Raw genomic sequence first — 21,205 nt, 5'->3', positions numbered from 1 at the left:
GCAGATGCGGCTATACGATGCGTTATTTCTCTACGGAAACGCGCGTCATTCCGGAGCGCAATGAGAATCACAAGGTATGGCTTGCCCGAGGACGGGATGTAGCAGGAAGCCGTTTCGAGAACGTATAGACGCCTGTTAAAGGAAAGGAATGATCCGATGAAGCGGGAGAGCGGCACTCAGCCAAGGCGGCTGTTGAATGAGCAGTATATGGAGCTTAACCGGTCGTTCAACATCTTTGTACAACAGCTGACGAAGCCGTCTCCGCTTCATTGGCACGAATTTTACGAAATGTGCGTCATCACGGAAGGAACAGGAACGAACGTCTTGAACGGAGTCTCCCATCCGCTGGAGAGAGGCAGTCTTTTCCTGCTAACCCCGGCGGATTTTCACGAAGTTTATCCCGATTCCGTCCTGCATATCTATAACGTAATCTTCTCGGAAGATATGCTGGTCGGCGAGCTGCGCGAATTGCTGCTTTACGGCAATACCAGCCGGATGATCCGTCTGGACCACGATGCACTGCTGCGGGTGGAGCAGGAATATAGGGTTATCGACCGGGAGGTGCGGGAGCCGAAGATCGCCCAGCGGCTGATGGTCAAAGGAGCGCTGGAACGCATCCTGATCGAACTGCTTCGCCAGCGGGAGATCAGCTCGGCCGACCGAGGATTACTGGGAGTAGAGACTGCGACTTCGGGCCACGTCGCGGTTGCGAACGCCCTTCCCTTCATTCATCATCACTTCCGGGAACCGCTGCGGTTGCAGGATGCCGCCAGGGAGGCCAATCTCGCACCCGGCTACTTCAGCACATGCTTCCGGCAGACGACCGGCCATACGTTCCAGCACTACCTGCAGAACTTGCGGCTCGAATTCGGAGCTGCCCTGCTCCTTGCTTCGGACCGGCCGGTAACCGATATTTGCTACGCTTCCGGCTTTCGCACCTTGACCCACTTCGAACGGGTGTTCCGCAGCAAATACGGCTGCTCCCCCCGCCAATATCAGCAGCAGGAGCGGCGGGAGACGAAGACACAGGGGCCGCGTCAGCCTTAACCGGCGTTTCTCCCGATTTCTTTGGGATGCCCGGTGTAAAACATGAGAATCCGAGGTTCCCGATGAGGCTGACTATTACTTATGAGAATCATATTCCGATCAACGCCTTCCACTGGACGCCGAGCCGAGAGCTGGAGCCGCTTCATTACCACTCCAGCCTGGAAATCGGCCTCTGTATTTCCGGCAGCGGTTTTTTTTATTTCGGCGAGAAGCGGTACCGGGTCGCCGCCGGCGATATTTTCATTGTAAATAACAGGGAACTTCATATTGCCCAATCGGATGAATGCGACCCCAGCACGTACATCTTTATCAATTTCGATCCGCGGCTGCTGCTGGGTGAGGAAGAATCGCTGCTGCTGCCCTTCGCCTACAGCTCCGATCATTTCGACAACCGCATGACTTCCGCCTCTCCCCTGTCTGCACCGATCGGGGCATTAATTGAGAAAGTATGGTACGAACTCGACGCCAAACAGGACGGCTATTTAAGCATGGCCAAAAGCGCACTGCTGGAGCTGTGCGTGCTGCTGCTGCGCCATTATTCGACAGGCATGTCAAAGCTCGAATGGAAACGGATGAGCGACTCGTTCCGGCGGATGCGGCCGGCTTTGGCTATCCTTGAAGAGCGTTTCCGGGAACCGCTCGAGTTGACGGACATGGCGGATGCCCTTCACATAAGCCCCTCCCGGGCCAGCCATCTGTTTCAAGAGGAGCTTGGCCGCAGCTTTAAAGATTACTTGCTGCAGCTGCGGATTAACGAAGCGAAGCGGCTGCTGATCAGTACGAACCTGAGCGCCGCAGACGTTTGTTTTGAAAGCGGCTTTCAGAGCATCCCTTCCTTCTATCGTCTTTTCAAATCGATCGCGGGAATTTCTCCGTTAGATTACCGCAGTAAATTTTCCGTTTGCGCAATTATTGAGAATACCCGACAATAGCTGAGTAGAAGTCTCACTCGTGCCGCAACTATAATGATCCTACAACAACATCATTTTATGGAGGGTTCGGATATGGCGGGTTGGACATCGCTCGATGAGCTGTTACAAAAGGAAGTCGTGCAAAGACAGGAGGAAGGCTGCAATGTGGACGGCTATGCCGAGAAGGTCGCGGCGGCAGGAACCGATGAAGCGCTGTTGATGGCGCTCTACGACGAATTGGCAGCGCTTCCGGTTCGAAGCGATTTCCCGTTCGAGGAGCCATCGGAGCTGGCGGATATACGTGCTCTGCGGCCTGACGGTCCGCGCCTGTTGAATGATTCGATGGATGAAGCGCAGTGGCAGGACAAATTTTATGGCGCCTGGCTCGGCCGCAGCGCCGGCTGCGCACTGGGCAAGCCGCTCGAGGCATGGCCCTACATGGCAGGAACGGAAAACAATCCGGGATGGCGCAACGTCCAGCTGTGGTTCGAAGGCGCTGACGCCTGGCCGATTCACGGCTACACCCCGATCGCATCCCGCGCGGAGAAGGAGCATGGTTTAGCGATTGCCCCTGCCAGCGTGAAAAGCACGCGGGAACGCATCGCATTCATGGAAACGGACGACGATATCCGCTATACCGTCCTCGGACTGGTTATGCTGGAGGAGAAAGGGCTTGATTTCGACTCGTTCGACATCGGGAAATTATGGCACAGACGGCTCGCCTACAGACAGGTTTGTACGGCAGAGACACAAGCTTATTTGAACTTCATGCAGGCGACCTCTCATCAGAAGGGACAACGGCCGGACGATTGGAATTCCCGCATAGATTGGGTGCGCACGTATTTGAATCCTTACCGGGAATGGATCGGAGCGCAAATTCGCGCCGACGGTTTCGCCTACGGCGCAGCCGGCAACCCTGAACTTGCAGCCGATCTGGCTTGGCGCGACGCTTCTTTCTCCCATGTGAAGAACGGCATCTACGGGGAAATGTTCTGTGCGGCTATGATCGCAGCCGCTTTCGTCGAAAGCGATCCGGAGCGGATCGTACGCATAGGATTGAGCGAAATCCCGCGCAATTGCCGACTTGCGCACGATATCGAGCTTGCGATCACGATCGCCAAAGAAGCCAAAGACCAGGTAGAGCTTGTCGACCGGATCTGGGAGTCGTTCAAGCACTACCACCCTGTCCATACGAACAACAACGCGGCTCTTGTCGCCGCCTCGATCATTTTCGCCAAAGGCGATTTCACTACCGCGATCGCGACTTCCGTGCTTGGCGGCTGGGATACCGACTGCAACGGGGCAACCGTAGGTTCCATTATGGGCGCTTCGCTCGGTGCTAAGAAGCTGCCGGCAGACTGGATCGAACCGCTGAACGATACGTTATACGCGGAATTGATCGGCTTCCACCCCATCCCGATCTCGGAATGCGCCAGACGTACGTATGATGTGTTTCGGAGCATCCGCGCTTCCTTAACTCCGAGCGGCGCGTAATTCCGGGGCGGAAGATCGGCTTCGGCTCGCCACTCTTTGGATTACACGTAAGGGAAAACTTGAAAGCCGTGCAGCGGACTAAGGTAGCACCTTAGTTCGCTGCGGCGCTTCCGGCTACTTCAGCGCTTCCGGTTGTTTCGATGTCCATTCGCGCATTGCGGTCCAACCTCTAACTGAATCTGACGATTCTGCTCCAACGAAAACCTCGATTCCTTAAACGCCAACAGTCAAGCTGTCCTACACAAATAGAACGACCCGGCTGTCCGGCAGCCTGATCGTTCTTCCGTTGTTCTACCGCTTGATGCCCGGTTCCGCCGGAGGCTGCTTCAGGCTCACTTTCTCTACGGGACCTTCCACAAACTGGCCTCCGGCTTGAAGCACATAGCGAATTTGCGCCGCCGGAACGTCGCGCACATCGCCGGCATTCCTCCATAGCGCCAATGCCGCCGCCGTCCCCGCCGCTTCCCCGATAGCGCTAATACCGGACATGACGCGGTACGAGCTGTGCGCTTCGTGGGAGCCGCTGATGCAGCGGGAGCTCAGCAGCAAATTGGTCCAGCCTTTCGCGATCAGCGAACGATACGGGATATGGTAATAGCCGGGGCCGCCGATTTTCACGAGCTTGGCGCCGCCGCCGAGCGGATCATGAATATCCAAACTGTACGCGCAAGCGGCAACCATATCGTCGAAAGTGCGCCCGGACAAACAATCGTCGGCCGTCAGCATATAATCCCCGACGACTCGCCGACCTTCGCGGACGCCCAGCTTCGGCGCAATAAATTCGACCTGCGCTTGAGCAAACGCCGAATGGCGCTTGACGGCTTCGGCCAGTTGAACCGCTTGCTCGGTTCCTTCCCGCATCCCTGCGGAAACCGATTCCGCATCCGTCGGGTCGATATCGGTCACGGCCGTCGAGTTGAACAAAATGCCTCGTCCGTCCGGATACGGAAAGCACAGTACGCTCGGGCGCGGATTGTTCGTTCCCCCGGCTTCCTTCATTTGCTGGTAATACACCGTCAACTCTTTTCTTAACGAATGGATGCCGCCCCATGTCGTGATACGCGGGTTGAGGAGCTTGGCAGGATCGAAGCCGACCATCTTGAACGTCACGGTAGCTGTCTGCATTTTCCCGTCCTCTTCGCGTCCCATCTGGCATTCGGCGCCTGCCAGGGCGCTCAGGTTGCCGTCGGCCGTCGCATCGAGAAACACGCGTCCGCCTACCCGAGATGTCTCCCCGTTAACCGACTCCACCGATAACGAGACGATCGAGCCGTCTTTCGATTCGACATCCGTCACTTTGTGTCCTGTCCGAACCGTTATGCCCGGCTCCGCTTCCAGTAATGCCTGGTAGGAAGCCTTCAACTGCTTCTCGTCGTAGGTGGGAACGGTCTCCTCCACTTCGAACAAGCCCTTGCCGTGTGTATACGCTTGCGGAAACAGCTCGCGGTGAATTCCGTTATTGATCGGCCGCCCGTTGTTGTCCCTGAACGCACAGATCAGCGAGACGGCGGAATGCACGCCCGTTCCGCCGATCTCCGCCATTTCCTCCAGCAGCAGCACGCTGCGCCGCAGCCGGGCCGCCGCGAGAGCGGCGCATATGCCGCCCACTCCCGCTCCGACGATAACAATATCGTATTGCTCCTGTTTATGGGTCATGTCGTTCCCTCTCCCTCTTCCGCTTTTGACGACCAGGTCCGATTCGTTTACTTCTTAGCCGCTTTGTCAGCCTCAATCTGTTTATTGATATCGTCCTCCGACTCGCGAAGCGCCGTATTGACGTCCTTGCCGTCCACAGCGATACCGCGTATGCCTTTCTGGACCATCGCCGTTTTGGCTATCGTATCATAAATCGTCGAAGGCGCGGGCTTGGCGACCGTATCCATGAAGAACGCTTTTAAATTTTTGTCCTTCAAGCCTTCGATTCCGGCCCCGAATTCACTCTTCGCCTTCTCGCCCTTCACAATCGGAAGCCGTCCCCGCTTGGACATCATCTGCTGCACTTCGTCGGACATCATGTACGCAATCACTTGAAACGCCTGATCTTTATATTTACTCGTCGGCGGGATCGTATAATACGGCGCATTAAACTGGGAGCCTTTTCCCTCGTATCCTTGGAAAACCGGAAGCGATACGACATCCCAATCGAAGCCTCCCCTTCCGACGGCGGCCGGCAGTTCGCTCATGAAATTCGGCCCTGTCCGCATGGCGAGCGTCTGCTCCTTAATGAACTCGTCCTTCTCGCTGACCTTCGTATTCAGCGTGTTGCCGGGAATCGAATGAAACGCCGTCATCGTAGTCAGCCACCGCTTCCAGCCGTCGTTATGGACCGAAGCCTTCAACGTAACCGGATCAACAAACGGAAGACCGAGCTGGTTTTTGAACACCAGATTCGTTTCCTCGAAGCGGAAGCCTTTGTACTGAACGCCTCCGTCCATACGCGTCACCTGTTTGGCCACATCGAGCAAGCTTTCCCATGTCATGCCGTCCTTCGGATACGCAACCCCGAATTTGTCGAAGATGGTCTTGTTATAAAATAAAGCGTTGTTATTCAACTCGAACGGCATCAGAATGAGCTTGCCGTCATTGTCGGAGAAGGCGCGGATATTGTCCTCTACTCCGGGCGCGAGGCGCGTCAGATCAAAGCCGTGTTTCTGGATCAGCGGGGTTAAGTCGGAGACGAGCTGCATCTCTTTCAGCTGTGTGACGCCGCCGAGCGAATAGGAGATCAGATCCGGCACTTGACCGGCTCCGACCATATCCTCGATTTGAGCCTTTCCCTTGCCCAGCGTCGTATTCAGTTTGATATGGGGATATTTCTTCGCAACCAGCTCGGCAATCGTATCCGCCAAAACCGATGCATTCCCTTCTGTATAGAAGTTCAACGTAACCGGCTCGGCGGGCGTTTCGCCCTTGTTTGACGAAACGTCGCTGCTGGGCGAGGAAGCTCCCGGCTTACTTTCTCCGGAGCAGCCCGCCGCCATGACGACAACCAGTACGGCAGCAAAAAAACGCAATCGGCGACTAAACATTGTAATCCCCCTATGAAATCGTTTTCCAATTCGTATCTTTCGTTGGGCCCCGCGCGGTTTACCCTCTTTACTATGCCCGATTCCGATAGGGATAGCTATACAACTTTTCGCGATTAAGTTATGTTTTTTTGCGATTCCGGTAAAACGCTTAACCGAGTCATGCTACAATAAAGCCATACAATTAGCAGCAGCCGAAGGAGGCAGCCATCGATGGAGCCTATGAAAAAAAAAGAAGATTTTGAAGGAACGCGGTTTCCGTTTAAAGCGTCCATTCAGCATCGGGCGCCTTTTCTGGTAATCGCCCATTGGCATGAGCATCTCGAATTTATACGGGTATCGCGAGGCTCCGTTACCGTCCGGATTGACAGGGAGACGTTCGAAGCACAAGCCGGCGATATCTTTTTTTTCAACAGCAACCAGATCCATTCCGTTACGACCGAAGTGGATGCGAACGGGAACGGCAAGGGAGAAATCCAAGGAATGGTGTTCGATAAATCGCTGCTGCTCCTTGCCGCGGACAATCCGGCAATCCGCCAGGCGCTCTCCTTGTTCGGCGGCTCCAACGTCATCCGCAATCACTATGACACCAAACATCCGCTATGGCCGGATCTGGCCGATGCGATGGAGAAGGCGTACGAGGAGTACACCAAGCAGGAACTGGCCTACGAATATGGCATTTTGTCCTGCATTTACCGGGTGATGGCCCCGCTGCTCCGGCTGCATCAGCACGAGCCGCGGAACGGCGATGCCGAGAAGCATGCCGCCTCTTTCCGCAGGCTGCAGCCGGCGATCGATTATATGGAACACCATTATGCCGGCAAAGTGCAAATGGAGCGAGTCAGCCAAACCGTCAATTTAAGCCCGTACCATTTCTCCAGCTTGTTCAAAAAAGTGTTCGGCCTTCCCCCTATCCGCTACTTGACCCGTATTCGCATCGAACAAGCGAAGCGGATGCTGCTCGATTCGGACATACCGGTCACCGATGTCGCCGAAAAAAGCGGCTTTTGCAACATCAACTATTTCGACAAAGTGTTCAAGGAACAAACCGGCTTCACGCCGATGGAATACCGGAAACGGTTCGTTCCTGTGTTGTGATTCAATTGGGTTGGGGTGATGGGCGGCGGCCGGGGAACCTCTTCCGAAGGAGGGCTGCCATCCTTCGTGCGGTGATCGCCTCACCACTTTTCGGCTAGGAGGGTAAACGTTTTGGGGATGCCTTTATCGAAGACGTCTGAAGATTGGTTAGGCAGCTCTTCCAGAAGTCTAATCGTTAGATTGCTGCTTGCTATGGAGGTAATGATCTCTCCGAGAGTCCATTTGCGCAAAAGGACTTTTCGCACATCCGCATCGCGGTCATCTCCGAATTTGGAAAAGGAAATTTCCTTTTCTTCAATCGAAGCATCAAAATAATCGCCTGTTACCTTATGTTTGCGTATATTGGCCGTTGAGCCTTTGGACGATATAAGCTTTGTTGTCACCGGGTGGAAATCTTGTAGAACAAGCAATCCGCCCGGGCGCATAAGGGTGCTCACCACATGGAACAAAACATTCAAATCCGTAAAGTAATGGAGAATCCCATGTTCCATATAAACCATATCGAAGCTGCCCCTCGGCACCTCGGCCGGAAGCTGCAGGACGTCTGATACTACGTAACGTATAGGAGCGTCAGCAGCTTCAGCCAGCTCCAATGCATATTTTTCGTTCTCGGTAGAGAAATCGACGACAGTGACGATTGCGCCCAATAGCGCTAAAGCGACGGCTTTAGTTCCGTTCGATCCAAGCAAATTCGCGATTTTTTTATCTTTGACATCACCTGTATAGTCAAGGGTTTTTCCGATTCTTTTTGCCGGATCGCGTTTGATCCTCTCTGCGGCTTCGGAAGGGGTACCGAACCGGTTGGTCCATGCCCGGTAAGCCCCGCTATTCCATGATTGCTTATTCTGATCAGAAGGTTCCAGATCAATCACCACCGATAGTTTTGACATTTTTGCCGGTTGAACAGACTCTCCCTGTCTAACGGTATGGATGCTATAAGAGATGCTATATGGTCACATAACTCGGGGAGACTTGGCGCTGTCAAGCGTAATGAGCCTTCAGGAATTTGATCCAACGGCTGCGGAATTCCGGCTCCGAGCATCGGAGCGCGTCCTCGAAATTAGCCGGCGTTCGGATGAGCCGATTCAATCCTTCCTCCCCGTAATCCCACAATATATATTCCGCCAGTGTATACGCGTATTGAAACCCTTTCTTCCGCTCGAAATCCCAGGAATCATCCTCCAAGTCTTCGAATGTCGGCACCTCGTCGCATTCGACCGTCTTGCGGATGGAATGGCGAATATGTTCCTTTGTCATTAACCCGGCTTCATATCCGCCCAGTCCTTGATACAGCCATTTGGGCGAAATGGGGTTCACCTGTTTCACCAGGAGGATCGTGAACAGATGAACGGCCGATTGCAGCACCGATCTGTACGTATGAGCAGGACCGGGATTCAAGGGCGATACGATCTTAATCGTCGTGCCGTCAATGACGCCCATGAACCAGTCCGGAGCGTCCGGTTCGCCGACCGCCCGGTGGAAGGCAGCGAGATCGGGATATATCTCGATCGTCAGCTTCTCGGCCGGTTGATGCTGAAGACGAGCGGTGACCCGTTCGACGCCGCTTCCGAGCTCGCCGAGCAGATCCTCCCGGACTTGCGCGGCATGTGCGGGAGCCGGGCGATCCATGAATAAAAAGTTTTGAAAGAGCGGCATGCTGGCGGGTCCCTCCTCAAGGTCGGCCAAATCGGTGCGTAATTTTGCCAGCGCCCGATACAGACGATTTTTGGTCGTACTCAGCTTTAGCCCAACGATCTCCGAAATTTCTTTCAGCGTACACCCGATATCATAGTGGAGCGTAAGAATTTCACGGTCCGTTTCGTTCAGTTTCCGAATCGCAGAGCCGACATCGATCCGAATCTCTACGTTGTTCGCGAATTCACAAGATACGAAACGGTTCTCGAGACGGTCCAGATCGGTATATTGTTCGCGCTTTCGGCTCTTGCTGCGGTATTCGTTCTTGAGCGAATTGCTGGCGATGCGCCATAACCACGTAAACGGACTGGCGTGATTGCGAAAGGCGTGCCTATTTTCCAAAGCTTTGACGAAGGTCGTCTGGGTCAGATCCTCCGCCGTCTGCTTGTCGACTTTCAGCTGTAAATACTTACGGAGCCTATGGTGGTACCTCATATAGAGGTCTTCCATTTGTTCGGCGGATGCAGGCATGCGGTTAACCTCCTTATGACATCACATCCCATTAGACACCAGAAAACGTGAAATAGCCACATCGGATCAAAAAAAGCGAGAAGCTAGGTATCGTGCGTGGGTTCTACCACGAAATAAGAGTCTTTGGCACCCGCTATTTTCGGCATTTGGGGACGGCAACGACGAATAGGGGCGGTTTGTGCCCCTTATTTCCACCAACTGATGGGGGGATGTAGCCTTTCGCGGATATTAGCAGCTCCAAACCGCTCTTATATCCTCATTCAGGCGGGTTTCCGGCAAAATAAAGGGTACACACCGCTCTTATCCGGTTCCTTTCCCGCTTGAAGCAGGGCAGAAGCTCCCAACGGCCACCTGTGATGGGCGGCTTCACCCCTTGCCGGCTCGATAAGAAAAGCCCCTCCTTTTCTGCTCCAGTGCGGCGAACAACTTAAAAGCCGATAAAAAAGCCGCCATTTGGCGGCAAAAGATTATATTCGTAATTGATGAAAGCAAGCGCGAGCGCAAAGTATCTCTATCTCTGACAACAGATTTGGGAGTGGATGCGCCAATGAAAACTAACGGTCGAAGAAACTAGCGGTTTACGTTTAGGCTGTCGATTACTTGGGAGAGTTTTAAAGTCTACTGAGAGACGGCCTCCGATCAACTTTTATGAAACTCCACGTTGACCAGTCACAACGATCGCTCTTTATGCTCAAATGAAACGCTTAGTTGCCCACAATCAGTAGACAGCTTCTACGACTCATTCCTGCGACTTGCGGGAACGCCTTAACGGGCGACGCTCCGCCAATCCCCGCCCATCCCGATATATCCTTCGACGAACGGCTTGATCTCCGGCGCGCTTGAGTCGATAAACCGTCTCGCCGATTCGGACAGCGGCCATACTTGCTCGGGCTTGTAGCTTATCTTGCGGAAGCTCATTCCGCAGCTTAGCCGCGTTTCCGTCCCCAGGTGCGGGTATACCCCGTGGTACGTCCGCTCGGCGAACAAGATCATATCGCCCGGTTCGGCGATTACCGGCATCGCGCCGGGCACATCGTCCATCCTAGTATGAGGCGCCGGCGCGTCCCCTTTTCGGTAAAACGACTTGTTGTGCTTCGTAAAAGCAAAGCCTTCGGGCGCGTTCCAATCTTCCGTATGGGAGTCCGGAATGATCGCCAATCCTCCCCTCACATCGTCAATGCCATTCAAGTAAAACCACATGGAGCTGGCGCCGGAATTGTTCAAAACCGCATTGGTATCGTACGGATGCTCCAGCGGCCCCCAGTCCGTGTGCCAGGCCATCGGGCCGCAGCCCGCTTTTTTGTAAATCGCGGCGGAACGGTTCAATGTGATCGGTTCATCGTCGTTCAGGGCCCGAGCGATCTGCATGTACGGCTCATAAGCCATCAAAGACGCGTAAACGGGAGAAAATTCGATGAAATGAGTATGCGTATACGTAATAACGCCGGATGACTGTACGACGGGCTCGAGCACGCGGCGCACTTCCGCTTTCAGCATCTCCACCATAGCCGGGGGCAGCATCCCTTTTACAATCGCAAAACCATGCTGCTTGTTGCATTCCACAATGTTCCGCACCTCGTTCTTGTCGAATTCGAAGCGGTACGGCAATGTCGCATGTGCTGGCATCCGAATAACCCTCCTTTTTGTCCAACCGCTGACCTTGCTCATCCGGTCACCGATCGTGATTTCATCTTACTGACCATCCCTAACGCAAACAATGGCGGCAGCGTCTCTTTTATTCCCAAAAACGGCTATTTCGTCAGGAGCGTATTGAATGGCGGCTGGCCGGGTCCTATACTGGAACCGAGAAGGCACTATACGAAGGGGGCTGTGGCTGTGGATATTATTCAGTCCGTCGAGGCGATCCGGAACAACCATTTGCCCAGCGCCGAAACGGGGGTTTCGCTCGTTCCGTGGACGCTGCCGACCATTCCGGAAATACCTCATTGGCACGATACGTTGGAGATTTGCTACTGCCTTTCCGGCAAAGGGGTGTTTTATTTCAAAAACCGGGAATACGACATCGAGCCCGGCGATTTGGTCATCGTCAACAACGTCGAGCGTCATACGTCCAAATCGTACAGGGGCCGCACCTGCTCGAACTTGTTTTTATTTTTCCAGGCATCAACGATCGAGCAGTTGGACTTTCATCTGCTCCGCCCGTTCATCTATGACCGCGAGCGGTTTACGCATCGGATACCCGGGCAACTCCCGATCGCTCAAGAGATCGGCAAACTGATACAACAGATGCAGGAGGAGCTGGCGGAGCGCCGTCCGGCCTACGGCACGCTGGTCAAAAGCTTGCTGTTTCATATATGCTCGCTGCTGGCGCGTCATTACGATGCCGAGACGGATGGGGCATGGAAGCCGTTTTATTCCAAATATGCAACCGTACGAGCCGGTCTTGCCTATATTCAATCCAATTATCGCGAGAGCATCCATCTGGAGGACGTCGCCAGAACGATGTCGCTCAGCCCGTCGCGGGCCCGTCATCTGTTTGCGGAGGTGATGGGGGAAAGGTTCAAGACGTACCTGCTCCATTTGCGCGTGCAAGCGGCTCAGCAGTTGCTGGTGCAGACGGATATGCCGATCGAGGACATTTGCGAGCAATGCGGGTTCCAGAGCGCCTCTTCCTTCTATCGGGAATTCCGGAAACTGGTGAACGAGACGCCTTTGTCGTACAAAAAACGGTTCTCCCCGGCTGGACGCGGTACATAACCGCCGGTTCGGACAAAGCGGTTGAGCGGAAAACTGCTGCGAATGTCCTTCTAGTAAACGAGGAAAAGCCGCCCGGAAGAGGGCGGAATACCAGAGGTGTTCCGCTGCCCTTACCAGACGGCCAGGTTGAAAAAACGCCGGCTTATTTCGTTATAGCGCCGAGGCTGGTGAGCACGCGAAGCAGCATCACGGCGGCCTGGGCGCGATTCGCCTCGCCTTGCGGCAGCAGCTCAGTGGCGGTTACGCCTTGCAGCCAGCCTTGGCTGACGGAATCCGCCATCGCCTCTCTGGCCCAGCCGGAGATGTCCCGCACGTCGGCGAAGCGCTCCAGCACTGCCGGCTCTTCGCCGCGCGGCACCGACAAGGCGCCGCCGTCGTACAGCCCGGCAAACCGCCGCAGCAGGACGGCCAACTCCTCGCGGGTGACGGCATCGTCCGGACGGAACCGGTTGTCGGCCCCTTCCGCCAAGCCGAGCCGGACGGCGGCAGCCACGTATGGAGCATACCATGCGTCCGGGGCCACATCTGCAAATACGGCGTTCGCCATCGCTTCCGTCTGCCCGTTCCGCTCCGCAGCCATTCCTTGCCGAAGCGACTCTACCAGCAGTTTCGTCGCCTCGGCCCGCGTAATCGGCCGGTCGGGCTCGAAACGGTCGGCGCCCGCACCGTCTACAAGATGCCGGCTGACGAGAACTTCCGCATCGCTTCGCGCCCAATGGGCGATCAAGTCGGAGAACGTCCGGTCGTACAGCAGTACGGCGTATTCGCCGTAGTCTGCTACATCGGCTTCGACCGTACCGCTGTCCGGATCGGCGATCCCCCCGACATAAGTCCATCCGGCGGGATGGGCATCTGCTTTCTTATACAAGCCGAGCTTCCGCACGTCGATCGTTCGTGCCGCTGCCGGATCGAACCGAAGGCTCAGCTTCATCGGCTTCGCCGGCACGGCTCCGTCGGATGCGATCGTAACCGTATGCGACATGCGGGCATAACCGCCCGGCAGCTTGGCGTCCGTTCCTTCCTTCAGGCGCAGAGACAGCTTCGTATCGGCCGGGAACGTTCCCGGAGCAACGGTCAGCTCCACCTTGCCTTCGAACGCCCGGTAGATGCCGCCAGCCGGGCCGGTCGTCACTTCCGCTGCATGCGGGTCCGCCGCCGTTCCGCTGCCGGTACCACCGCCTGCAGGACCACCCGGATGCCCGCCGGAGCCGCCGCCCGGAGCCGGATCGCCGCCGCCTGTAGACGCCGCGTCCGTCCGGACTTGGATCGATGCCGCCAGCGATTCGTTGCCTGCGGTGTCAACAGCCACAACCGATACGATGTACGCTGTATCCGGAGTCAGCCCGGATATCGTATAAGCACCCGTCCGCGGCGTCGTTTCGCCGGAACGAACGTCGTCGGGCGAAGCCTCCCTGGCCCACGACAACCGCAGCTTTGCCAGATCGGAGGAAGCCGGATCGGTCCAGCGGAGCTCGATCCGATCCTCCCGGACGGCAAGAGCCTCCAGATCGGCAGCGGCAAGCGGCGGCGTCCAATCTTCCCCGCGCGTCCAAAACGCGGTGACGCCCGCGGATTCGTTGCCGGACTCGTCGACGGCCGTCACTTGGAACTCGTAACCGTCCGCGTCGGGCAATCCCGTTATTTGTGCCCATCCGGCGCCTTTTGCCGCCTCGATCGGCTCGCCGAACGCCGATGCTCCGCGCATCTTCCAGCGCACGCGCGATGCTGCGTAATCGGCGTCCTTCGGTTCGTCCCACGCCACGATCGCGGTGCCGGACGCCACCCCGGCCGTCAAACCCGCAACATCCGCCGGAGGCGTCACGTCCCGCCTTGCCACCTGGAACGATAGCTCGGTAACGCGTCCCATCGTTACCCCGGCGTAGCTGGCGAGCGTTCCCGATACGGTCATCCGGTAAGCCCCATCAGGCATCGGACCGGCCGGAACGAAACGGACCGCTTCGGTCAGCGTCTTGCCGTTCGCTTCAACAGGCGCCTTCGCCTTCGCTTCCCCCGCGACGGCCGTTCCATTCTCGGCGATCACGATCAAGGAATCCGGACCGATCGAGCCTTCATCAATCGGCTTGCTGAAACGGATATCCACATGCGCACCGCCCCCGGCAGCGTAAACGGCGTCCACCTGCGGCTCGTCAAACGACATCATCGGAATATTAACCTCGAGCTGAGGCGGCGGTACGTCCAACTCGTCGCTGTATGTCGTCTCGTAACCTTCCTTCTCATACTTGACCATCCATTTGCCGGGCGGAACGTCCCAGGCATACCGGCCTTGACCGTCGGTCAACAGCGGGTTCGACTGGCCGTACCACTCGGAGTCCCACACGTTCCAGACGCCGGTTGCCGGCTCCTTCTCCATCACGGTCGCGGTCACGCCCTGTACCCGGTTGCCCGGAATGCCTTCATACACATAACCGCTCGGGTCCCATATATATTTCGGATCGGCGACCGGCTTCTTCGGCTTTTTCTTGGAGCATTTCAACTCGCTGTTATATTTATTCAAATGGTCTTCCAGCTCAGTCAGTTCATCGTTGATGACCTCATCCAGCTTCATCCCGATGTAGTAGCCTTCTCCCCAGAAGGCGATACCGCCAAGGCCCTTGCCGAGATACGTACCGAGCACGCCGACTGTCGTTTTGACTCGCTCGTGCATATGAATATCCAGTTTGACGTTCCAGGCGAAATTGGTGTAATATTCCCGCGCCTGCAAATCGCAAAGGTTTTCGGCGACTTCGATCGCCCGGTTGATCCGTCTTGCGAAATTGTCCGGATCGGCGGCGTCCATCGCCCCGGCGATGATGTCGCGGAAGCCGAGCGCCTGGCCAACCCTATCGATCGTGAATTTCACCGTTTTCTTGACCAGTTCCTCCTTGACCGCAAGCGCAGCGACCGGACCGCCGCCGCGCGCCGTCGCCGGCGAGGCCGAGCCGTCCGGCACGTATCCGGTCAGCTTGACGGTCATAGACGACTCGTTCTTGGACAGACTCAGGTTGAAGCCGTATACAGGGACACCCGTTCGCTCCGCAACTTGCCGGTCCCGCTCGCTCGGCTCGTATGCGCCTGCAGGTTCCGTGAGCACGCTCATCTGCCCTTTTAGACTGCTATTGAACTGCAGCTTGACGGAAGCGGCGCCTGCGGGCATAACCGTTCCATCCGGCGTTCTCTCGCCCGGACCGGCGATCCAATCGACGCTGTAGCCGGCAACATCGCTGGGCAGGCTGCGGCGGAACTGCTCCTCATCCGGTACCGGACCCGGCCCTTCATCTGCCGCTCGCTTCGTTCTGTACTCCACGCCGACCGGACCGAGATTGTACGTGACCGGCACGCTCGCCTGGTAACGGCCGTCCACCAGCTGTGCCGGCGCTACTCTGTCTCCGACCGTCACATAAACGTCATAGACGCGGGAAATATCACGGAAACTCAGCTCGAAGAGAAACGGATAGCTCGGGGCGACGACATATGGAAATACCGCCACTCCTTCGCCCGGATCGAACTGGTAGACGCGCCCGTCGGGCTGCCGCATCACGACCGAAGAAAGCCCGGGATCGTTCGGATCATACTCGACGAAGGCGCGTTCCCCGTAGGTGCGTACGCCGGCGACCTCCGCTTCCGTTGTCAGGCGATGCTTCCGCGTCAACGTGTCGGCAAGCTCAACGGGGAGCGACCATGTGCCTTCCGGCGATACGGACGCTACACCCATCACGACTCCGTTGTCATAGACGGTTACTTGCGCTCCGGCCGGCGCGTATCCGCTCACCTTGAATTGCGGCGCCGCAACCGTCTCCGGCGCCCGGATCGTAACCGGCACGATGTCGATGACCGTCGTACCGATGGCTTCCTCGCGTGGAGCGCTGTCCGAATAGCGAATTTTGCCTGTGATCGCGACCTGGGAAAGCGAAGGCTGCTCACGCAGCTTCAATTGCAGCTGCACGGCGCCGGTTTCTGCCCGCTTGACCGATCCGATCGGGATTTCAAGCGTTTGCCCGACGGCCGACGGCTGCGCGGCGGTACCGTTCACGACGAGCGTACCCGGAACGTATTCCGTTTCTTTGGGCAGTTGAAGCGACAGAATAGCGTCCTGAACTTCGGCTTGACCAGAGCCGCCGCCGTCCAAATAAAAAGCGCGAAGCGTAATGCGTCCGTTCGGCGTCGCCCAATCCGACGCGCTTTCAAGCCCGTTGCCTGCGCCGAAAAATCGTATCGGCCTCTGCAGGGCAATGTTGCCTAAATCGACGATGTCTCCCGGCCGCGCAGCGAAATCGACCATGGCGGCATCCCCGTTCGCCGCTCTCAGCTGCAGGCGGTGGTTGCCCGCGCTGCCGATCGGGATGACGAACTGCTGCTTCTCCTTATGGATCAACAGATTGGAGTAGTTGGAGTGCGAGCCGTCCGGCTGGTACAGTACCGCCGAGACGCTCGTGGGCGCACTGCCATCGGGGCGGATCGCGCGGAACGCAGCTTGCCCGCCCGAATTTTCCAATCGAATCTCGATCGTGGCTTCGTTATTCTCGTCGATGACGGTCTCTTGGCATTTTCCAGGCAGTCCGGCCTCGAATCCGTTCACGCATATGCCGATCGTATCCCCGATTACGGCTTCTGCCCGGTACTCGCCCCCCTGCTGGCTCATGACTTGGAACGACGGCTTCACATGAAAATGGACGGAAGTCCGCCAATCCAGCTCGATCGGGCCTGACCAATCCCCTCCGAGCAGCTTCGTATACAGACGGAAGGTTACCTTGGCATAGTCGTGCAAGGTCAAATCGACGGTCTGCTCGCCGATCGCCTCCAGCTTCAACGTGCGGGACAATCGTCCGGCGCCGGCAGAGCTCGTCGCCTTCAGCTCTACCTCGCCCGCGGGCACGGTCAGGCTGTAAGCGCCGGATTTATCCGTAACCGCCCGAAACGTTTTGGATGTGTTGTCCCGCTTGACCGTGGCGGTTACGGAGCTGCCAGCCGACGGTGCCCCACCTGTCCCGAACACGCGCCCGCTCAGCAGCGCTTCCGGCTTTTTGACAATCGGGACATTCATGGCGGTCACGGCGCTGTTTGCCGTCATATCGACCGTTTGAACCTCGTACGAAGGGTCTGACGGAACGATCGTCAATTGCAGCCTTTCCGCCGACGCACTGCGGCGTGGCAGTTGGACGGTGGCGGGCAACAAGTCGTATCCGCTGCTCTGCCAGACGACGGAGTCGTCGGAGACGTTTCGCAGCGTCCCTTTATACCACATGGCCGGAACGCCGTCCTGCTTCATGTTCCAGCGAAAGGCGAAGTTGAATTCGGGAGCGAGCGACACATTCGAGGTTAACCCGCTCGCAGGCGAAGCCACCGTAAGCTGTACCGACTTCAACCCGGCCGGACGCAAGATAAGCGAATGCGCTGACAAGGGATACGGGGTGTCAAACGTGTACACCTCCGTTCCGTCGCCGACCGTCTTCCTCTCCGAGTAATAGAACAGATTCGAACCGCCGGAAGACGACATATCTAACGCAGCGCCTGCCAATTTGGCCGACCATTCCGAATCGGGAAGCACGTCAAGTTGGACCTGGAGCCGGCTTGCCACATGTTTTCGGATCGGATACGTTTCGGCGAACAAGACGCCGTTTGCTTCGAACGTGAGCTCCTTTAATGAGGCGGTTCCTTCGGCGATCGCGAAGCTCCCCGTATAACCTCCCGGATCATCCGGCAATTCGGCAAACCCGATCCACTCGTCTGCCGGTACGGTCGACTCCCCGCCGTTCCACACCTCCTTGACGATTTTGGCCCGCAGCGCAATACCGCTTTTCGCTCTGGCCGTCACGCGGACCTCGCTGCCGATTACCGACAGTTTAAACGGTTCCCGGCCAACCTCGCGGTCGAACTCGATTTTATAGCTTCCTACCGTATCGCTCCACTTTTCGAGCGAAACTTGCAGCGATTCGTTCCCGATGCGGAGCGTAACCTGCCGATCGGCCGGCACGGCATATTCGTTCGGAGGCGCGACTGATACCGTTACGGTTTCGCCGGCCTGACGGCCCGACAAGACAGCCTTACCCATACTGTCTGTGGTCATGCTGCCGATCGTCGCGCCGCTCTCGTCCTTGAACGTCAGTTGTGCAACCACCGGGCGAAAGCCGTGCAACACCTCGACGGACAGGGTGGCGGGAATGACCGGAGCCAGCGCGACTGGTGTCGCCGCTCCCTTGTGAACCGCTACGCCGCTTTGTCTGGCGTAAACTTCTGCGCCGCTCGCGTCGCGGATCTCCAAGGTCACGCCGGGATCTGCCGGCCACATCAACTCGTAACGCGTCTGCCCTGCGGCCAGCGGCCTCTTCATTGACAGTCCTTCCGAGCTTTGCAGCGCGAGCTGGAGTGTGTCGAGCAAGCCGGGATATGGAGCCTCAATCGTGACCAACAGCTTGCCGGCGACGTGAATCGGCGTCTGAGGCGCGTACCGCGAATCTCCGCCGCCTGCCGGCCGGGCGGCGATGGAGTCGATTTGCGTTATGCCTTCGGCTACGGAGAACGTCGCCCGGTACAAGCCGGAACCGCCTGGCGTTTCCGTCATCGCCAGCGTTTTCTTCGCCGCACGCTCACGGGCCGGATCTCCCTCGATCATCTCGCGGTAAGCAACCTCGGCCACGACATCGCCTCCCGGCTTGCCGAACGCTTGAATCGTGACAACGGCGCCGGGATTCACACTGCCGGACGTCTGATCGCCGCTTGCCGCCGACCAATTAACCGATTCGATATCATCCGAGGGTTCGGGCTGCACGCATACTCCGTAGCAGTACGTGTACAAACCGCCGTCCCTCACATAAACGATCCGGTTGCCCGTTTCGTCAATCAAGGCGAACGGGGCGTTGGAGGCCGGATTGCCGACGGTATCGACCGCTCCGGTCTGACGGTTGAACCGCTCGGCATACGAATTGGCATACGGGCTTCCTTGCGGGTTATAGTCATGCAGTGTCGCAACCGCATAGCTGCCGTCGCCGCTGATCGCGACCCGACTGTAAGATTTGTCCTTCCGCTGATTCGTAGAGCGGTTGTCCGGGAACGCCTCATTGGTCCAATTGGCGCTGTCCGGGTCCCGCATATCGAGCATATGCAGCTTGAGGAAGCCGCCAAAACTGCCCCGGTACACGACAAACGCGCCGTCGGCGCTGATCGCCGGGTTGCGGCTCGAACCGCCGCCTCCGGCCACCCATACGTGCCGGTCCGAGGCGACGTCGTACACGGCGATGGCGTTGGACCCGCCCCCGCTCGTTGCGGCCCCCTTCAGGTTCGTCGAAGTCGTCTCATAAGCGATCCGCCGCCCGTCCGCGCTGATCGCCGGAAAGTCGCTGATGCCGTTACCGGCTGCTCCGCCCTCCGCTCCGCTTACCAGCCTGACGGAATTGTCGGCCCGGTCGTGCACGTAAACCTGGCCGTTCTCCACAAAGGCGAGCAACTGCCCGCTTCCGCTCAAGACCGGTTTGCCTGCCCGCTGTCCGGGCGTAGACACAAGACCGATCAGCTCCGTATCCGTGTCATACACATAGACGGCATTCGGCGCTCCGTTCGGATTTTGGGCGACCCGCAGATTGGCCGCATCCGACGAGAAGGCGAAGCGGTTCCCGGCACGGTTGACGGCCAGTTCCCGGATTGTGCCGTCCGGCGCTTCCCTGTCGCGCGTCAGAACCACTTCCGTGTGATCTCCTGTCGTCGTATCGACGCGGTACAGCCGGTTCTCCTCGTCCGTGTACAGGATCGTGCCGCCATCGCCGCTCATTGCGGGAGGCATAGGCACCTCGAAGGCAAAATCGGTCAACTTGACCTCCCCGGCAGGCGACGTTCCCGCATAAATCGTCTCGTAGTCGGATACGTTGCCGGCCTGATCGACCGCACGAACCCGATACGGATACATGCGCGCAGGCTCCAGTCCTTCCATGATCGCCTCAAGCCCTGCCGTTTCCCGAAGCTGCGTATCCGACGTATCGGACACGGTATAGCGGGCGATCGAAGCATCGGGCTTCATGCCGCCCTGTCCGTCCGGGACAAGCGGAGGCATCCACTGCAGCAGCACCGTCATATTGGACGGATACAGCAGCTTCCAGCCCGCATTCTCAACTCTCTGCGGCGGCGTACGGTCGGCTATGACGACAGCCGGCCCGGAACGGTCACTCGACGTCCCGTTCTGACTCGCTATGGCGGTAATCCGGTACTCCCCTTCCTCCATCAGCGGCAAATCGAACCGAAATGCCGCGGAAGCGTCGGCTGTGACGGTTCCCGCTGCGGTTTCGCCTCCCCCGTTCCACGCATAACTTACCGTTACGGACGCTCCCGCCGCCGCGCTTCCCGTTACGACGATGCTTGAAAGGTTCGAGTAGGCGGGCAGCGGGTCCAATACCGGCGAAGCCGGCTTCTCCGCCGCGTATACGGCATTGGCGACACCCCCGGCCTCTGCAACAAATAAACCGAGGCTCTGCTTAACGATCGGATCGTCGTTCAACTCCGGCGTCGCGACCTGCGACGTGATCGACTCTGTGGTCAACCCGCCGAACAAGCTTCTCAGCATCGTTTCCGATGTATTCGCCTCGGCCGCCGCAGTCCCCCCGATTCCCGTCTGCGCCAGCAGACCGGACAGCGGAATCGAAAGCGCCAGCGTCAAACAAAGCGTTTTCCCCAAAAATCGATTACGGTTTCCCATTGCACTGCTCCTTCTCCTACTCGCGGATTGATCCATAACCCGGCATCGGCTTCTGTCCGTACCCG

The 21,205-nt window shown here is 57.5% G+C and carries 11 protein-coding genes; 5 read left to right on the top strand and 6 right to left on the bottom strand.

Features of this window, described 5'->3' with window-relative positions:
* Window positions 1-156: 156 nt before the first annotated feature.
* The 3 genes from AC3Y2E_RS26355 to AC3Y2E_RS26345 all read left to right on the top strand — a co-directional run bounded on the left by AC3Y2E_RS26355 (window position 157) and on the right by AC3Y2E_RS26345 (window position 3,452).
* Window positions 157-1,047 (top strand): helix-turn-helix domain-containing protein, encoded by an 891-nt coding sequence (locus AC3Y2E_RS26355; protein WP_379215757.1) that lies wholly within the window; start codon window positions 157-159, stop codon window positions 1,045-1,047.
* 62 nt (window positions 1,048-1,109) lie between these two features.
* Window positions 1,110-1,979: an AraC family transcriptional regulator gene (locus AC3Y2E_RS26350; protein WP_379215754.1), complete on the top strand. Its 870-nt coding sequence runs from the start codon at window positions 1,110-1,112 to the stop codon at window positions 1,977-1,979.
* A 72-nt stretch (window positions 1,980-2,051) separates the two neighbouring features.
* On the top strand, window positions 2,052-3,452 hold the full coding sequence (locus tag AC3Y2E_RS26345; RefSeq protein WP_379215752.1) for an ADP-ribosylglycohydrolase family protein: 1,401 nt from the start codon (window positions 2,052-2,054) through the stop codon (window positions 3,450-3,452).
* A gap of 291 nt (window positions 3,453-3,743) precedes the next feature.
* On the opposite strand, the gene AC3Y2E_RS26340 is transcribed toward AC3Y2E_RS26345, so the two are convergent.
* Entirely contained in the window at window positions 3,744-5,108 is a 1,365-nt protein-coding gene (locus AC3Y2E_RS26340) for an FAD-dependent oxidoreductase (protein WP_379215750.1), read from the bottom strand.
* A gap of 47 nt (window positions 5,109-5,155) precedes the next feature.
* Entirely contained in the window at window positions 5,156-6,481 is a 1,326-nt protein-coding gene (locus AC3Y2E_RS26335; RefSeq protein ID WP_379215748.1) for an ABC transporter substrate-binding protein, read from the bottom strand.
* Window positions 6,482-6,691: 210 nt separating this feature from the next.
* Here AC3Y2E_RS26335 and AC3Y2E_RS26330 point away from each other — a divergent pair, with 210 nt between their 5' ends.
* The gene (locus tag AC3Y2E_RS26330) at window positions 6,692-7,576 is read left to right on the top strand and encodes a helix-turn-helix domain-containing protein (protein WP_379215746.1); all 885 of its coding nucleotides are present in this window, start codon (window positions 6,692-6,694) and stop codon (window positions 7,574-7,576) included.
* Window positions 7,577-7,656: 80 nt separating this feature from the next.
* Here AC3Y2E_RS26330 and AC3Y2E_RS26325 read toward each other — a convergent pair whose 3' ends face one another.
* The 3 genes from AC3Y2E_RS26325 to AC3Y2E_RS26315 all read right to left on the bottom strand — a co-directional run bounded on the left by AC3Y2E_RS26325 (window position 7,657) and on the right by AC3Y2E_RS26315 (window position 11,368).
* Window positions 7,657-8,439, bottom strand: coding sequence for a class I SAM-dependent methyltransferase (locus AC3Y2E_RS26325; protein ID WP_379215759.1), 783 nt, complete (start codon window positions 8,437-8,439; stop codon window positions 7,657-7,659).
* A 118-nt stretch (window positions 8,440-8,557) separates the two neighbouring features.
* Complete coding sequence (locus AC3Y2E_RS26320; RefSeq protein ID WP_379215744.1) at window positions 8,558-9,742, bottom strand: RNA polymerase sigma factor; 1,185 nt, start codon at window positions 9,740-9,742, stop codon at window positions 8,558-8,560.
* 765 nt (window positions 9,743-10,507) lie between these two features.
* Entirely contained in the window at window positions 10,508-11,368 is an 861-nt protein-coding gene (locus tag AC3Y2E_RS26315; protein WP_379215742.1) for a phytanoyl-CoA dioxygenase family protein, read from the bottom strand.
* Window positions 11,369-11,578: 210 nt separating this feature from the next.
* Here AC3Y2E_RS26315 and AC3Y2E_RS26310 point away from each other — a divergent pair, with 210 nt between their 5' ends.
* Window positions 11,579-12,460: a helix-turn-helix domain-containing protein gene (locus AC3Y2E_RS26310; RefSeq protein WP_379215740.1), complete on the top strand. Its 882-nt coding sequence runs from the start codon at window positions 11,579-11,581 to the stop codon at window positions 12,458-12,460.
* 142 nt (window positions 12,461-12,602) lie between these two features.
* On the opposite strand, the gene AC3Y2E_RS26305 is transcribed toward AC3Y2E_RS26310, so the two are convergent.
* Entirely contained in the window at window positions 12,603-21,140 is an 8,538-nt protein-coding gene (locus AC3Y2E_RS26305; RefSeq protein WP_379215737.1) for an S-layer homology domain-containing protein, read from the bottom strand.
* Window positions 21,141-21,205: the final 65 nt, after the last annotated feature.

The organism is Paenibacillus sp. MAH-35 (assembly GCF_058135425.1).
This window is presented reverse-complemented; position numbering and strand designations above follow the sequence as displayed.